Here is a 14,436-nt window from a genome sequence, read left to right on the forward strand (position 1 = left end):
GACGGGGCGACGGGGCCGCTGGGCGGGCCGCTGGTCGAGGCGCTGCGGGGTGCCGGGGAGCGGGTCGTGACGCTGGTGCGGCGGGAGCCGAGGGGCACCGGTGAGGCGCAGTGGGAGCCGCGCGCGGGCGTGCTGGATCCGGCGGTGCTCGACGGCGCGGAGGCCGTGGTGCACCTGGCCGGGGCGCCGATCGCGGATCGGCGCTGGAGCCCGGCGTACAAGCGCGAGCTGGTGCGCAGCCGGGTCGACAGCACGCGGCTGCTGGTGGAGACGATGCGGGGGCTGGCGCGCCCGCCCGCGACGCTGGTGACGGCGTCGGGCGTGGACTTCTACGGCGACACCGGCGACGAGGTCGTCGACGAGAGCCGGGGGAAGGGCCGGGGGTTCCTGGCGGAGCTGTGCGAGCGGTGGGAGCGCGAGGGCAGGGCCGCCGGGGAGTTCGGGGTGCGGGCGGCGCAGTTGCGGACCGGGCTGGTGCTGAGCCGGCGCGGCGGGGCGCTGGGCCGGATGCTGCCGATCTTCCGGGTGGGGCTCGGGGCGCCGCTGGGCTCGGGGAAGCAGTACTGGTCCTGGATCTCGGAGGACGACTGGGTCCGGGCGACCATTCATGTGGTGAAGAATCCGGAGCTGGTGGGGCCGGTCAATCTCACCTCGCCGTCACCGGTGACCAACGCCGAGTTCACCCGGACGCTCGGCCGGGCGATGCGGCGCGCCACGATGCCGATCCCGGTGCCCGGATTCGCGCTGCGGCTGGGGCTGGGCGAGTTCGCCCGGGAGGGGCTGCTGCCGGGGCACCGGATCGTCCCCGGCAAGCTGATGAACAGCGGATATGGCTTCGCGCATACGCATCTCGGCGATGCGCTGCGCGCCGTACTCTAGTGTGCTGTTCGTCCTACGCATCGGGGAGATTCCGACATGACCAGGTCAGGGCAGTCCCACATTCTCGCCATCGGCGGCGGATCGTTCCGCGCCACCGATCGTCACGGCTTCATCGAGGCGAGCCCGCTGCTGCGCTACGGGCTCGACCTGACCGGGCAGGACCGGCCCAAGCTGGGCCTGCTCGCCACGGCGATGGGTGACGACGCCGGCTGGCTGCTGAAGATGTACGGCGCGTTCGCGGGGTGGGATGTCGAGCTGAGCCATCTGACGGTGTTCCCCATGCCCAACGTGGCCGATCCCCGGGCCTGGATGCTCGAGCAGGACATGATCTACGTCAGCGGCGGCAGCGTGGCCAACCTGATGGCGTTGTGGCGGCTGCACGGGCTGGACGAGGCGTTCGAGGAGGCCTGGCGGGCCGGGGTGGTGCTGTCGGGGCAGAGCGCGGGCGCGCTGTGCTGGCACGTGGGCGGCAACACCGACTCCTTCGGCCCCGAGCTGCGGGTGTGGGCCGACGGGCTGGGCCTGCTGCCCTATTCGTGCGGCGTCCACTACAACGCCGAGCCGCAGCGCCGCCCGCTGCTGCAGCAGTCTGTGGCCTCGGGCGAGCTGCCCGGCGGCTACGCGGCCGACGAGGGCGTGGCGCTGCACTACGTCGGCACCGACTTCATCCAGGCCGTGAGCACCGACCCCGGCGGCTACGCGTACAAGCTGGAACATGACGGTGCAGGCGGCGTCAAGGAGTTCAGGATCGAACCCCGGCTGCTGACTTCCTGAATTACCCTACAAGGGTGAGGGAACGGCACAATGGACACATGCGCCCCACCCATGGGGTCGATCCCCACGCACTCGCCATCGTCCGCCTAGGCGTCGACGTCCCCTACGAGCAGGCCTGGTCGCTCCAGCACTGGGTGCACGGCAAGCGGGTCGCCGGTGAGGTCCCCGACACGCTGCTGGTGCTGGAGCACGCGCCCGTCTACACGGCGGGCAAGCGGGCGGCGCCGCACGAGCGGCCGTCCGACGGCACGCCGGTCGTCGACGTCGACCGCGGCGGCCGCGTCACCTGGCACGGGCCCGGCCAGCTCGTCGGCTACCCGATCGTGGCCGTCTCCGACGTGACCGACTACGTCTGCCGCCTGGAGGAGACGATGATCCAGGTGTGCGCCGACTTCGGCGTCACCGCCCGGCGGGTGCGCGGGCGGGCCGGGGTGTGGGCGGTGGGCGACGCCGGACTCGGGCTGCCCGACCGCCAGCTCGGCACGGTCGGCATCCGGGTGGTTCGCGGCGTGGCCATGCATGGTTTCGCGCTCAACTGCGCCAATGATCCGCGGTGGTTCAACCGCATCGTCCCGTGCGGGCTGCCGGACGTGGGCGTCTCCACGCTGTCGGCCGAGACCGGCCGGCGGATCGTGGTCGAGGAGGTCCTGCCGATCGCGGAGAAGCGCCTGGCCGAGGCGCTCGGCAGGGAGCCGTTCGACCTGCACGAAGAGGATCTTCTGCGCAGATAGTGGCCGATGGGCGACATGCCGTTTTAATATCCGGATGTGAAACGGGTCACAGCGCTGATCATCGCCCTGCTCGTGCACGCCCTCACGGTCGCCTTCGTGGTGCTGGGCGGCTGGACGATCGCGGTCAACGCGGAGTTCGCCGTCGCCTGGGTGCTGGGCGGGCTGCTCATCGGCGTCGGCTGGCTGCTGCGTCCGCGCCTGGGGCGCTTGCCCGGCGACGCCGAGGTGCTCGGCCGCGAGTCCGCCGGCGAGCTGTACGGCACCGCCGAGCGGGTGGCGGACCGGATCGGGGTCAAGCGTCCGGCGAAGGTCGCGGTCAGGGATCTGGCCCCTGCGGCGTCGTACCAGAAGATGGGCCTGCTCAGGACGCCGGTGCTGGTGATCGGGCTGCCGTTGTGGCTGGCGCTGCCGCCGAGGCAGCGGGTGACGCTGCTGGCGATGGCGTACGCCGGCTCGGCGACCGGCGACGGCGTCATCGTCGGCGGGGCGCTGTCGACGCTGGCCGAGTGGCGCGGCGCGCTGATGGGCGCCGAGCCGCTGCGGGTGCGAGAGGAGGCCGAGGTCAAGATCGCCGCCACGTTCCCGGCGCTCGAGGCGCCCGGGACCGGCTACCACGCGGCCGGGTTCCTCGGCCGGATGATCGGCCGCGTGCTCGGCGCGCCGGTGCTGCTGCTGGAGTACGGCCTGACGCGGCTGGCGCGGTCGGGCGACGCGGAGGCGGCCCAGCGCAGGCTGGTGCTGGCCCGGCGGGTGTCGACGCCCGAGGAGATCGCGGAGCTGGAGGAGCTGATCACCAGCCACCGCTATCTGGCGCCGATGCAGGCGGCGGTGCTGCGCGGCGAGAACGTGACGGCGATCCGGCAGGGCGCGCTGGCCCGCTTCGGCACGCAGCAGGCCGGCGTGTTCGCCTCGCCCAACGCCGTCCTGCTGGGCACGGCCGAGTCGGACCGGATCGACGCCGAGCTGCTGCGCCACTACACGCGGGCGATCCGGGGCTTCGGTCTCATCACCTGAGCCCCCCACCCTCGCATGGGCCACGGCGGCCGGAGACGTAAGCTGTGAGGGTGACCGTTGCTCCTGAAGGCCGAAAGCTCCTCCGCCTGGAGGTGCGCAACGCCGAAACCCCTATCGAGCGCAAGCCCCCGTGGATCAAGACCAAGCTGAAGACGGGCCCCGAATACACCGAGCTGAAATCGCTCGTGCGCCGGGAGGGCCTGCACACGGTCTGTGAAGAGGCGGGCTGTCCCAATATCTACGAATGCTGGGAGGACCGTGAGGCGACCTTCCTCATCGGCGGCGACCAGTGCACGCGCCGCTGCGACTTCTGCCTGATCGACACCGGCAAGCCGCAGGAGTACGACCGCGACGAGCCGCGCCGGGTGGCCGAGTCGGTCCAGCAGATGGGCCTGCGCTACGCGACCGTGACCGGCGTGGCCCGTGACGACCTGCCCGACGGCGGCGCCTGGCTCTACGCCGAGACGGCGCGCCAGATCCACGCGCTGCTGCCGGGCTGCGGCGTCGAGCTGCTGGTGCCCGACTTCAACGGCGACCGCGAGCAGCTGGAGGAGGTCTTCTCCAGCAAGCCCGAGGTGTTCGCGCACAACGTCGAGACGGTGCCGCGCATCTTCAAGCGGATCCGTCCCGGGTTCCGCTACGAGCGGTCGCTGGCGGTGATCACGATGGCTCGTGAGGCCGGGCTGGTCACCAAGTCCAACCTGATCCTCGGCATGGGCGAGACCCGCGAGGAGATCGTCGAGGCGATGCGCGGCCTGCACGAGGCCGGCACCGACCTGCTCACGATCACGCAATACCTGCGGCCGACGCCGCGTCACCACCCGGTGGACCGCTGGGTCAAGCCGGAGGAGTTCGTCGAGCTGCAGGCCGAGGCGGAGGCGATCGGCTTCGCCGGGGTGCTGTCCGGGCCGCTGGTCCGCTCCTCCTACCGGGCGGGCAGGCTCTACCAGCAGGCGATCGAGGCGCGCCAGACGGCTTGATCGGCTCGCTACCATGGGGTGAGCACTCCCAGGGAGGCTCCCCCCATGGCCATCTTGATCCGCGCCGCCGACGTGCCCGCCGCCGAGCGGCGCGAGGCCTGGCTGAGCGTCGTGGCCGACGCGCTCGGCCCGCTCGACGTACGCGTCGACCCTGACGCGCCGCTGCGCGGGCAGATCGAGGCGGGGCAGCTGGGGCCGGTGGGCGTCGGCAAGGTGCAGACCTCGACGCCGCACCGCGTGCACCGCACGCCGGGCCTGATCCGCCGCGACAGCCCCGAGCTCTACCGGCTGGTGCTCGCGGTGTCGGGCACCCCGCTGCTGGGGCAGGACGACAGGCAGGCGCGGCTGCGCCCGGGCGAGTTCGCCCTCTACGACTTCACCCGGCCCTACGAGCTGGTCTACGACTCGGCGGTGCGGCTGGCGGTGTTCAGCTTCCCGCGTGAGCTGCTGCGGCTGCCGCCCGGCGCGGCGACGTCGGTCACCGCGGTGCCGATCGCCTCCGCCGAGGGCACCGGCGCCCTGGCCGCGCCGCTGCTGCGCCGGGTGGCGCTGGACCTCGACACCTACCGGCCGGCCAGCGCGGCCCGGCTGTCGAGCGTGGTGATGGACCTGGTGACCACGGCCGTGGCCGAGCGGATCGACGAGCTGGGCGCGGTGCCGCACGAGTCGCGGCAGCAGTCGCTGCTGGCCCGGGTGCACGCCTTCATCGAGCAGCACCTGGGCGATGCCGCCCTCGACCCGGCCGGTGTGGCGGCCGCGCACCACATCTCGCCCCGCTACCTGCACCGGCTGTTCGAGGCGCGGGAGACGACGGTGGCGGCGTGGATCCGGCACCGGCGGCTCGAACGCTGCCGCACCGACCTGGCCGACCCGGCCCTGCGTGAGACGCCGGTGGGCGCGCTCGCGGCACGCTGGGGGCTGCCCGATCCGGCGCACTTCAGCCGCCTGTTCCGGCGCGCCTACGGGGTGCCGCCCGCCGAGTACCGCCGCGCCTGCCGTTAGTGCGCGGATCGTCAAGTCCACGGCGCCGGCGTCCAAGACCGGGGCCCGGTCCGGCCAGCACACTGGAGTCACGAACCTACGGAAAGGGCAAAAAATGCAGCTGTTCGTGAACCTCCCCGTCAAGGACCTCGACCGGTCGAAGGCGTTCTTCACCGAGCTCGGCTTCGCGCTGTTCGGCGCGTCCGACGACATGGCGTCCGTCATCGTCAACGACGGCGCGCAGGTGATGCTGCTGGCCGAGCCGACGTTCGCGTCGTACGCGCACCGCGAGGTCGGCGACGCCACCAAGTCCACCGAGGCGATCCTGGTCGTCGGGGTGGAGAACCAGGCGCAGGTCGACGAGCTGGCCGACAAGGCGGTCGCGGCGGCCGCGGCGGCGCTCGGCGGCGCCCGGCAGGACGCCTTCCGCTACCAGCGCGCCTTCGCCGACCTCGACGGCCACCATTGGGAGATCCTGTGCCTCGTCCAGCCGGCGTGACCGAGACCCTCACCGTCACCTCCGCCGACGGCACCTCCATCGCCGTCGACCGGCACGGCGGCGGACCGGCGGTCGTGCTGGTGCACGGGGCGTTCACCGGCCGGGGTCACCCGGTGATGGCGGGGGTGGCGCAAGGGCTGGCGCCCTGGTTCACGGTGTTCGACTACGACCGCCGGGGGCGCGGGGCCAGCGGCGACACGCAGCCGTACGCGGTGGAACGCGAGATCGAGGACCTGGCCGCCGTGGTGGCGGCGGCCGGCGGGCAGGCGATGGTGTTCGGCGGGTCCTCCGGCGCCGCCCTCGCCCTGGAGGCCGCCGTACGGATGCCGTCGATCTCCAAGCTGGCCCTGTGGGAGCCGCCCTACCACGTGGACCCGGGCGCCCCCGAGCTGCCCGGCGACTTCGCCGGGCGGCTCGGCGACCTGGTGCGGCGGGGCCGCCGGGGTGACGCGGTGGAGCTGTTCATGACGGCCGCCGCCGAGACGCCGGTGGAGACGGTCGCCGCGATGCGGGCCGGACCGTACTGGGGCGAGATGGAGCAACTCGCCCACACGCTGGCCTACGAGGCGGCCGTGATGGGGCCGGGCAGCGCGCTGCCGGCGGCGCGGTTCGCCGGGCTCGACCGGCCGGCGCTCGTGCTCAACGGCGAGCTCAGCCCCTCCTGGATGGCCGGCGCGGGCCGCGCCGTGGCCGCGAGCGTGCCCGGCGCGGCGCACCGGATCCTGGAGGGTCAGACCCACCAGGTGGCGTCCGGGGCGCTCGTGCCCGAGCTGCTGGAGTTCTTCGTGGCGGCCTGACCCCCGCCGGGTTCCCGTACTTGTCCGGTTCGTTTGTATCCTTCCTTGCATGGCGAAGTCCGAGGACCCAGATAAGCCGGGGCGCATCAAGCAGCTCCGCATGATCGCGAAGATCATCAAGCAGGCCAATCCCAAGGGGATGCCGATCGTCTTTCTATCGGCGGTCGGCACGCTGGCTGTGGTGGTCGTGATCGGCCTGGTCACGGACTACCTGTGGTATTCCGTGTTCCTGGGCATCCTGGCCGCCTTCACGGTCGGCCTGGTGGTGTTCGGGCAGCTGGCGCAGCGGGCCCAGTATTCGATCCTGCACGGCCAGACCGGCGCGGCCGCCGCGGTGCTGCAGGGCATGCGCGGCAACTGGCAGGTCACCCCCGCCATGGCGGTCAACCGTGACCAGGACCTGATCCACATGGTGGTCGGCTATCCGGGCGTCGTGCTGGTGTCGGAGGGGCCCGGCAACCGGGTGGCCAAGATGCTGGCGGCGGAGAAGAAGCGGGTCGCGCGGGTGGTGCTGGGCGTCGAGATCTACGACGTCCAATGCGGTGACGGCGAGGGCCAGGTGCCGCTCGGCAAGCTGCAGCGGCACCTGATGAAGCTGCCGCGCAACCTGAAGAAGCCGGCCGTCAACGAGGTGAAGGACCGCCTGCGCTCGCTGCCGAAGAACATGCCGATGCCCAAGGGCCCGATGCCCAAGGGCGCCCGCATGCCGCGCGGCCCCAAGATGCGCTAGTGATCTCACCCTCGTCCCGGGCCAACCGCGGCTGGTGGGACGGCAACGCCGACGACTACCAGCTCGAGCACGGCGCTTTCCTGCGCGACGACGGCTTCGTCTGGTGCCCGGAGGGCGTCGACGAGGCCGACGCGCGGCTGCTGGGCGACGTGCGCGGGAGGCGGGTGCTGGAGATCGGCTGCGGGGCGGCGCAGTGCGCCCGCTGGCTGATGGGCCAGGGGGCGCGGGTGGCGGCCTTCGACCTGTCGCACCGCCAGCTGCGCCACGCCCAGCGCATCGACCTCGGCGGCCCGGCCGTGCCGCTGGTGCAGGCCGACGCCGAGGCGCTGCCGTTCGCCGGGGAGAGCTTCGAGCTGGCGTGCTCGGCGTTCGGCGCGCTGCCGTTCGTCGCCGACCCGCTGGCGGTGCTGCGCGAGGTCCGGCGGGTGCTGGTGCCGGGCGGGCGGTTCGTGTTCTCGGTCAGCCATCCGATCCGGTGGGCGTTCCCGGACGACCCGGGCCCGCGCGGCCTGACGTCCGACCGGTCCTACTTCGACCGCTCCCCCTACACCGAGCAGAACGACGACGGGAGCCTCGGCTACGTCGAGCACCACCGGACCATGGGCGACTGGGTGGGCCTCGTCGTCGCCTCCGGGCTGGCCGTCACGGGCCTGCTGGAGCCGGAGTGGCCCGAGGGCCACGAGCGGGTGTGGGGCGGCTGGAGCCCGCTGCGCGGCCGCCAGCTGCCGGGCACCGCGATCTTCAGCTGCGCGCGTACCTAGCGGCCATGGCGTGGAAGACCTGCCGGGGCCGCCAGCGGGTCTCGTCGAGCATGCTGACCACGCCGTAGGAGCCGAGGTCGGCCACGCCGCCGACCCGGGTGTAGCCGGCGAAGGTGAACCACATCGCGGCCTCGGCGCCCTCCTGCTCGAACACGTCGATCAGCTCCTCCAGGTAGCGGGCCTGCTCGCCCTCGTCGGGCGCCGCGCCGGCGGGGACCTCCCAGGCCGAGCCGCCCCGGTCGGCGGCGCCGGTGTAGGCGCAGGTGCCGAACTCGGTGATGACGACCGGCTTGCCGTGCTTGAAGAGGCCGCGCACCTCGTCGCGGAAGGTCGCCGCGTTGTAGGCGGCGCGGTAGGCGTCGGCGCCGACCAGGTCGAACGGCGTCCAGTCGACGAACTCCCACGGGCCCGCGGCGTAGGTGACCCGGCCGCCGAACAGCGGCCTGACCGTCGCGGCCGCCTCGGCGAGGAAGGTGTCGAGCCGCCGGACGACCGGCGGGACGACGGTCGCCCACCAGTCGGCGTCGGCCCCGCCCATGGCCGCCATGCGCTCCCCGTAGGTGGCGCCGGGCAGGTAGCCGTGGCCGAAGGCGCTGGTCTCGCAGCCGGTGACCAGGACCACCTCCGCGCCCGTCCGGCGCAGCGCCTCGGCCCGGCGGGCGGACTCGGCGTACAGCTCCAGCGTCTCCTCCGGGTGCAGGTCCACGGGGAACGGCGCGTAGTAGATTTCCAGGCCGGCCGCGGCGGCCTCCTCGGCGGCCACGGTGAGGCGGACGGGGTCGGCGCCGGAGACGCGGACCACCGTGCAGTGCAGCTCGCCGGCGATCACCCGCATCTCGCGCCGCGCGGTCTCCCGGTCGAAGCGCACGCGGCTGCGGCCGGGCTCGGGCAGGAAGCCGGTGTCGTAGTTAATGCCCTTTTTCATGATTCATCCCGTTCTCGAGGAGGTCGAAGGCGAGCTCGACGTCGGCGGCCAGGAGGCGCCGCGCCTCCTCCAGGGGCGTCCCGGAGGCCAGGCGCTGGAAGAACGACTCCTGCAGGGTGGTCAGCGCGGCGGTGATCTGCCCGGCCAGGAGCGGCGCGACGGCCTCACCGGTCTCGGGGGTCAGGGCGGCGGCCAGTTCGTAGCGGCGGCCCATGTTCGCCTGGTAGACGCCGGCCATGAGCGCGGGGGTCGCCGCGATCACCCGCACCTGGGTGAGCAGCTGCCCGACGTCGATCTCCCCCGCGTCGCCGGCCGCCACCGCCCGGTAGTGCTCGCGCAGCGCGCCCAGCGGCGAGCGCCCCGGCTGCCGCCCGGCGACGATCGCCGCCGTGTCGTCGGCCACCCCGTCCAGGACCAGGCAGTCCTTGGCCGGGAAGTAGTTGAACAGCGTCACCTTGGCGACCCCGGCCGCCTCGGCGATCTCGTTGACCGTCACCGCGTCGTAGCCGCGCTCGTCGAACAGGCGCAGCGCGACCTCGGCGATGCGCCGCCGGGTGCGTTCCTTCTTGAGCTCCCTGAGCCCCGCCATCATCACGGGGACAGCATAAGCCGTACCGGGTACATTTTTAAACCCGGTACGGTTTTCTCTTTTCACATACGGACGACCATGGTGTTGGAGGCACGGTCGTGCAGGCCGCGGTGGTCGCGGTCGAAGATCAGCGCGGGGATCGCCAGAACGAGCAGCGCGGTGCGGGCCAGCGCGGGCAGCCAGCGCGGGTCGCCGCCGTCCATCGCCGCGACCCGGATGCCCGCGAGCCGGTGCCCGAACGTCTGGCCCAGGGCGCCCACGAGCACCAGGTACTGCACGGCGAACACCACGACGGGCACCCACGGCGACTCGGCCGGGTTGGTGCGCAGCAGCAGCTGCGTGATCGCCCAGGTGCAGATCAGCCAGTCGACGACCAGGGCGGCGATCCTGCGGCCCCAGCCGGCGATCGACCCGCTGCCGTCCTCGGGCAGCCCCAGCCGCTCCCCCGGGTAGCCGAGGTCGACGCCGGCGGCACGCACGCCGCCCAGCCAGGTCTGCGTCCAGCGCGGCTCGTTCCTGCTCATGACTCAAAGGTATCCGGCGGGGCAGGCGCCCGGGATCGTGACCTGCCCGCGCTTCACCGCGCGCCTGTTCAGGGCCATCATGTACGCCATGCCGTACGGGGACGACCTAGACGCGCGCTTCAACGAGCTGGTCGGGCAGATCAGCGAGGAGGAGCGGCGCCGGATGAGGGCGGCGGCCGGCAGGGCAGCCGGCGAGCCGCGCGCGGGCCGCCGGCTGTGGCTGGCCGCCGCGGCGGTGCTCGCGGTGGTCGCCGCGGCCGGCCTGGTGGTCGCCTTCCGGCCCGACCTGCTCAGCTCCGCTCCCGCGCCGCCCGAGCGGACCAGCGCCCCCGCGTTCAGCGGCCCGCCGGACGTGGACGGGACACCGGATCCCGCGTAACACGTGCGAAACAATCGAGACACCGTATGGAAACGGCCACGCCCTACCGTCGGGCTGGTAGCCCGTCCCCAGGGAGGTTCGAGAGTGTTCAACTCCGCCGACGACGTCCTGAAGTTCATCAGGGACGAAGGGGTGCAGTTCGTCGATGTCAGGTTCACCGACCTGCCGGGGACGACGCACCACTTCACCTTCCCGGTCGAGAACTTCGGCGCCAGCGTGTTCACCGACGGCCTGATGTTCGACGGCTCGTCGATCCGGGGCTTCCAGGCCATCCACGAGTCCGACATGCTGCTCCTGCCGGACCCGTCCAGCGCCGTGGTCGACCCGTTCCGCCAGCACAAGACGCTCAACATCAACTTCTTCGTGCACGACCCGCTGACCGGCGAGGCCTACAGCCGCGACCCGCGCAACGTCGCCCGCAAGGCGGAGGAATACCTCAAGGGCACCGGCATCGCCGACACGGTCTACTTCGGCCCCGAGGCGGAGTTCTACATCTTCGACGACGTCCGCTTCGAGACGAAGGCGAACGCGGGCTACTACTACATCGACTCCATCGAAGGCGCCTGGAACACCGGCGCGGCCACCGAAGGCGGCAACCTGGGCTACAAGCCGCGCTACAAGGGCGGCTACTTCCCGGTGCCGCCCATGGACCACTTCACCGACCTGCGCTCGGAGATGGTCCGCAACCTCATCGAGTGCGGCATCGACGTCGAGATGCAGCACCACGAGGTCGGCACGGCGGGCCAGGCGGAGATCGACTTCAAGTTCGGCACGCTGCTCAAGACGGCCGACAACCTGATGCTCTACAAGTACATCATCAAGAGCACGGCCCTGGAGTACGGGCACACGGTCACCTTCATGCCCAAGCCGATCTTCGGCGACAACGGGTCCGGCATGCACTGCCACCAGTCGCTGTGGAAGGACGGCTCGCCGCTGTTCTACGACGAGGTCGGCTACGCCGGGCTCTCCGACACGGCCCGCTACTACATCGGCGGCCTGCTCAAGCACGCGCCGTCGCTGCTGGCGTTCACCAACCCGACGGTCAACTCCTACCACCGCCTGGTGCCGGGCTACGAGGCGCCGGTCAACCTGGTCTACTCCCAGCGCAACCGCTCGGCGTGCGTCCGCATCCCGATCACGGGCTCCAACCCGAAGGCCAAGCGCATCGAGTTCCGGGTGCCGGACCCGTCGTGCAACCCGTACTTCGCGTTCGCGGCCATGCTGATGGCGGGCATCGACGGCATCCGCAACAAGATCGAGCCGCCGGAGCCCGTCGACAAGGACCTCTACGAGCTGCCGCCGGAGGAGGCCCGCCAGGTGCCGCAGGTGCCGGGCTCGCTGACCGACGTGCTCAACGCCCTGGAGGCCGACCACGACTACCTCCTCGAAGGCGGCGTCTTCACGCCCGACCTGATCGAGACGTGGGTGGCGTACAAGCGGGAGAACGAGGTCGACCCGATCCGGCTGCGCCCGCACCCGCACGAGTTCGAGCTCTACTACGACGTCTGACGGCGAGATCGCGGCCCCGAACGCCGCGAACGGCCCGGCACCGCATGCGGTGCCGGGCCGTTCTTCGTTTCCGGGGTGCCGCCGGATTCGGCGGACTCCTCTCGGGACGTTCCCGTACAGTACGCGCCATGGTGATCGAGAACCCGGTCGTCTCCGACACGGCCAACTGGTTCTTCTTCTGGACAGGCGTGGCGAGCGCGGCGCTGGCGGTCATCGTGAGCGCGTTCGGCAGGGATGATCCCCATTCCTATTCCGACACGGGGTTCGAGCGTGTCCTCTCGCTGCTCCAGCGCCTGTCGATCTGGTCGCCCGCGGTGGTGGGGCCGCTGTCGCTCCTGGGCGGTACGGTGCTGGCCGGTACGGGCGCGGGAGGAAGGCTCGGCTGGCTGAGCATCCTGTCCGGAGGCGTCTGCCTGTTCGTCTTCACCGCCGCCCTCCTGGTGTACAAGATCCGGGACCTGAAGCCGTACCTGTCGGATGTGGTGAATCTGCAGTACCGGAGGGCGGGCAGGTCCGGCGACGAGAGCCGTCCGGGGCCGTCCGCGGACGCGATCGCCCAGGCGGTCCACCGGATGTTGACGGAGCGGGAGACGCCGCGACCTCGCACGGTCCGGCCGGGGGCGGGGGCGGTGGTGCACTCGCTGGTGGAGCGGACCGCGCGCGACGCGCTGGAAGCGGCATCGGAGCACGGCATCTCGGTTCTCGTCCACTACCCGGACGACGTCGATCAGCAGGCCTCCGTGGAGCTGGTGCAGGCGGTGGGCCAGGTCGCGGGAGCGTTCGACCTGGAGATCGCGGAACGCGTCGGGCCGGTGCGGGGGTCACTGTCGTTGTGGTTCCGGGCCCGGCGGCGGCAGATCACCGACGCCGCCGGCACGGACCTGGGCAAGGAGCTGGGCGCCGACGTGAAGCGGGCGGTGCAGCTGCGCGCCGTCGACGCCGAGCAGGCCAAGGTGGACGACGCCAAGGCGGCGGCGGTGCAGAAGCTCATCAACGCCACCGAGCACGCTCCCGTCGCCGTGGTCCAGGTGGGCGCGCTGCTGCTGGTGAAGGTCAACGGTGTCCTGGCCGTGCGGGACCTCACCCCGGCCGAGCTCACGGTGCTGAGGCGGAACCCGAGCCTGATCAACGACCCGGCGACGCTGCTGGCCAAGCTGGAAGCCTCGGCGGAGATCGCCATGGTGCCGTCCTCGCTCCCCGCCGAGCTGCCGGCGGCGCGACCCGATCCCGGCGACGAGCCGGCCCCGGGCTGACGCCTCGCCGAGGTCGGCGGCCTACGGGGCGGCCACCTCGTTCACCAGGCGGGAGCTCCACGGGCACCAGACGAGCCCGGGCAGGAACGCGCCGCCCGCCTCGTCCAGGTGGTCCTCGACGTACGGGATGGTGGCGTCGCACACCTCGATGGCCACGTCGAAGAAGTCGACGGTCTCCGGCCGCAGGTGGTAGCTCCAGCGGGCGTTGTACGGGACGGCGCTCTTGGCGATCCGGCCGAGGACGTGGGGCCTGTCGCGCGTCGTGCCGCTCACGAGGTCGCGCGCGTGCCGGATGTCGGCGGGATCGGTGAGCTGGACGACGAAGCGCTCGCCGGTGACGTCGGTCATCGTGAAGTACGCCGGCGTGGCCTGGCGGGCGGCGGCCGGTGCGGCGGCCGACAGGACGGCGAGCGCGACGGCGGCGGACAGGATGCCGGTCCTGCGGGGGATGCTGGGCATGGATACCTCCGGTAGTCGATCCGTCGCTGAATGTAGTTGATCGCTACGGAACGTGACAGTCGCGGGACGGTCAGATCAGCGATGCCTTCCCGCCGGGGTCAGGCGTGGCGGGCGCGTACGCGGGCGGCCAGGGCGTAGCAGGCGGCGGTGGCGGCCGTCAGGAGGGCGGCGGCGAGCAGGGGGCGGGCGAGGCCGGCCAGCAGCGCCACGCCGAGGGTGGCGCCGGCCTGGCGGGCGGCGTTGAGGACGCCCCCGGCGGTGCCTGCGGTCCCCGGCGGGGCGGCCGCCATCACGCCGGCCACCAGCGACGGCAGGCACAGCGACAGCCCCGTCCCGGTCACCAGCAGCCACGGCACGAGCGCGTCCGTCAGCGCCAGGCCCGCCAGACCGGCCGCGAGGAGCACCAGCCCGGCCAGGATCGGCCGCCGGGCGCCGAACCGGGCGACGATGCGGCCGGTGAGCAGCGGGTTCACCGTCATCGGGAGGGTCAGCGGCAGGAACGCGAGCCCCGCGGCCATCGGCGTCAGGTGCCGGTCGTCCTGCAGGAACAGCGTGAGCACGAACAGGGCGCCCGAGAAGGCGAAGTTCGCCACCGCCCCCGCCAGCAGCTACGGCCACGCCGCCCTGACCAGCGCCCCGGGCACCACGGCCC

18 protein-coding genes are annotated in these 14,436 nt (G+C 72.3%); 13 read left to right on the plus strand and 5 right to left on the minus strand.

All coding sequences use genetic code 11. From position 1 onward, the window contains the following. The 10 genes from ADY59_RS41770 to ADY59_RS41815 all read left to right on the plus strand — a co-directional run. On the plus strand, positions 1-879 hold an 879-nt coding region (locus tag ADY59_RS41770; RefSeq protein WP_049575098.1), incomplete at its 5' end, for a TIGR01777 family oxidoreductase. A 36-nt stretch (positions 880-915) separates the two neighbouring features. After that, positions 916-1,653: a peptidase E gene (locus tag ADY59_RS41775; RefSeq protein WP_049575101.1), complete on the plus strand. Its 738-nt coding sequence runs from the start codon at positions 916-918 to the stop codon at positions 1,651-1,653. A gap of 38 nt (positions 1,654-1,691) precedes the next feature. Further along, positions 1,692-2,384 carry a lipoyl(octanoyl) transferase LipB gene (gene lipB, locus ADY59_RS41780; RefSeq protein WP_049575104.1) on the plus strand — a complete coding sequence of 231 codons (693 nt, stop codon included), beginning with the start codon at positions 1,692-1,694 and terminating at the stop codon, positions 2,382-2,384. A gap of 36 nt (positions 2,385-2,420) precedes the next feature. Beyond that, complete coding sequence (locus ADY59_RS41785; protein ID WP_049575109.1) at positions 2,421-3,398, plus strand: hypothetical protein; 978 nt, start codon at positions 2,421-2,423, stop codon at positions 3,396-3,398. A gap of 50 nt (positions 3,399-3,448) precedes the next feature. Continuing rightward, a complete protein-coding gene (lipA, locus tag ADY59_RS41790) occupies positions 3,449-4,378 on the plus strand; it encodes a lipoyl synthase (RefSeq protein WP_049575152.1) in 930 nt (309 codons plus the stop codon). 45 nt (positions 4,379-4,423) lie between these two features. Beyond that, entirely contained in the window at positions 4,424-5,380 is a 957-nt protein-coding gene (locus ADY59_RS41795; protein WP_049575112.1) for a helix-turn-helix domain-containing protein, read from the plus strand. Between the two features lie 94 nt (positions 5,381-5,474). Further along, positions 5,475-5,858, plus strand: a complete 384-nt coding sequence (locus ADY59_RS41800) for a VOC family protein (RefSeq protein ID WP_049575117.1) — start codon at positions 5,475-5,477, stop codon at positions 5,856-5,858. Next, a complete protein-coding gene (locus tag ADY59_RS41805; RefSeq protein WP_082310811.1) occupies positions 5,837-6,655 on the plus strand; it encodes an alpha/beta fold hydrolase in 819 nt (272 codons plus the stop codon). Before ADY59_RS41800 ends, ADY59_RS41805 begins: the two co-directional genes overlap by 22 nt. A gap of 49 nt (positions 6,656-6,704) precedes the next feature. Then, positions 6,705-7,385 (plus strand): DUF4191 domain-containing protein, encoded by a 681-nt coding sequence (locus tag ADY59_RS41810; protein ID WP_049575123.1) that lies wholly within the window; start codon positions 6,705-6,707, stop codon positions 7,383-7,385. Then, positions 7,385-8,146, plus strand: coding sequence for a class I SAM-dependent methyltransferase (locus tag ADY59_RS41815; protein WP_049575127.1), 762 nt, complete (start codon positions 7,385-7,387; stop codon positions 8,144-8,146). The genes ADY59_RS41810 and ADY59_RS41815 overlap by 1 nt, the downstream gene beginning before the upstream one ends. Here the strand turns inward: ADY59_RS41815 and ADY59_RS41820 are convergent. Genes ADY59_RS41820 through ADY59_RS41830 form a run of 3 tightly spaced genes read right to left on the minus strand, consistent with a single transcriptional unit; the run spans position 8,127 to position 10,184 of the window. Beyond that, a complete protein-coding gene (locus ADY59_RS41820; RefSeq protein ID WP_049575130.1) occupies positions 8,127-9,071 on the minus strand; it encodes a hypothetical protein in 945 nt (314 codons plus the stop codon). The two genes, ADY59_RS41815 and ADY59_RS41820, sit on opposite strands and share 20 nt — an antisense overlap. Next, positions 9,055-9,663: a TetR/AcrR family transcriptional regulator gene (locus ADY59_RS41825; protein WP_231619151.1), complete on the minus strand. Its 609-nt coding sequence runs from the start codon at positions 9,661-9,663 to the stop codon at positions 9,055-9,057. The genes ADY59_RS41820 and ADY59_RS41825 overlap by 17 nt, the downstream gene beginning before the upstream one ends. 59 nt (positions 9,664-9,722) lie before the next feature. Further along, on the minus strand, positions 9,723-10,184 hold the full coding sequence (locus tag ADY59_RS41830; RefSeq protein WP_049575136.1) for an RDD family protein: 462 nt from the start codon (positions 10,182-10,184) through the stop codon (positions 9,723-9,725). Here ADY59_RS41830 and ADY59_RS41835 point away from each other — a divergent pair. From ADY59_RS41835 to ADY59_RS41845, 3 genes are all read left to right on the plus strand, one after another. Further along, positions 10,183-10,563, plus strand: coding sequence for a hypothetical protein (locus ADY59_RS41835; protein ID WP_156326075.1), 381 nt, complete (start codon positions 10,183-10,185; stop codon positions 10,561-10,563). The two genes, ADY59_RS41830 and ADY59_RS41835, sit on opposite strands and share 2 nt — an antisense overlap. 84 nt (positions 10,564-10,647) lie before the next feature. Further along, positions 10,648-12,072 (plus strand): type I glutamate--ammonia ligase, encoded by a 1,425-nt coding sequence (gene glnA, locus ADY59_RS41840; RefSeq protein ID WP_049575143.1) that lies wholly within the window; start codon positions 10,648-10,650, stop codon positions 12,070-12,072. 128 nt (positions 12,073-12,200) lie between these two features. Beyond that, positions 12,201-13,325 carry a hypothetical protein gene (locus tag ADY59_RS41845; protein ID WP_049575146.1) on the plus strand — a complete coding sequence of 375 codons (1,125 nt, stop codon included), beginning with the start codon at positions 12,201-12,203 and terminating at the stop codon, positions 13,323-13,325. Positions 13,326-13,346: 21 nt separating this feature from the next. Here the strand turns inward: ADY59_RS41845 and ADY59_RS41850 are convergent, their stop codons facing one another. Both ADY59_RS41850 and ADY59_RS41855 read right to left on the minus strand, forming a co-directional pair. After that, entirely contained in the window at positions 13,347-13,784 is a 438-nt protein-coding gene (locus ADY59_RS41850) for a BP74-related protein (RefSeq protein WP_049575149.1), read from the minus strand. Between the two features lie 98 nt (positions 13,785-13,882). Beyond that, positions 13,883-14,377, minus strand: coding sequence for an MFS transporter (locus ADY59_RS41855; protein ID WP_053175664.1), 495 nt, complete (start codon positions 14,375-14,377; stop codon positions 13,883-13,885). Positions 14,378-14,436: the final 59 nt, after the last annotated feature.

The organism is Nonomuraea sp. SBT364 (assembly GCF_001083785.1).
GTDB lineage: Bacteria > Actinomycetota > Actinomycetes > Streptosporangiales > Streptosporangiaceae > Nonomuraea.

Bases quoted from the DNA above. Each gene is read 5' to 3' on its own strand.
- ADY59_RS41795 (WP_049575112.1), top strand. From the start codon at position 4,424: ATGGCCATCTTGATCCGCGCCGCCGACGTGCCCGCCGCCGAGCGGCGC.
- ADY59_RS41845 (WP_049575146.1), top strand. From the start codon at position 12,201: ATGGTGATCGAGAACCCGGTCGTCTCCGACACGGCCAACTGGTTCTTC.
- ADY59_RS41810 (WP_049575123.1), top strand. From the start codon at position 6,705: ATGGCGAAGTCCGAGGACCCAGATAAGCCGGGGCGCATCAAGCAGCTC.
- ADY59_RS41800 (WP_049575117.1), top strand. From the start codon at position 5,475: ATGCAGCTGTTCGTGAACCTCCCCGTCAAGGACCTCGACCGGTCGAAG.
- ADY59_RS41820 (WP_049575130.1), bottom strand. From the start codon at position 9,071: ATGAAAAAGGGCATTAACTACGACACCGGCTTCCTGCCCGAGCCCGGC.
- ADY59_RS41830 (WP_049575136.1), bottom strand. From the start codon at position 10,184: ATGAGCAGGAACGAGCCGCGCTGGACGCAGACCTGGCTGGGCGGCGTG.
- lipB (WP_049575104.1), top strand. From the start codon at position 1,692: ATGCGCCCCACCCATGGGGTCGATCCCCACGCACTCGCCATCGTCCGC.
- ADY59_RS41775 (WP_049575101.1), top strand. From the start codon at position 916: ATGACCAGGTCAGGGCAGTCCCACATTCTCGCCATCGGCGGCGGATCG.
- ADY59_RS41835 (WP_156326075.1), top strand. From the start codon at position 10,183: ATGACTCAAAGGTATCCGGCGGGGCAGGCGCCCGGGATCGTGACCTGC.
- ADY59_RS41850 (WP_049575149.1), bottom strand. From the start codon at position 13,784: ATGCCCAGCATCCCCCGCAGGACCGGCATCCTGTCCGCCGCCGTCGCG.
- ADY59_RS41825 (WP_231619151.1), bottom strand. From the start codon at position 9,663: ATGATGGCGGGGCTCAGGGAGCTCAAGAAGGAACGCACCCGGCGGCGC.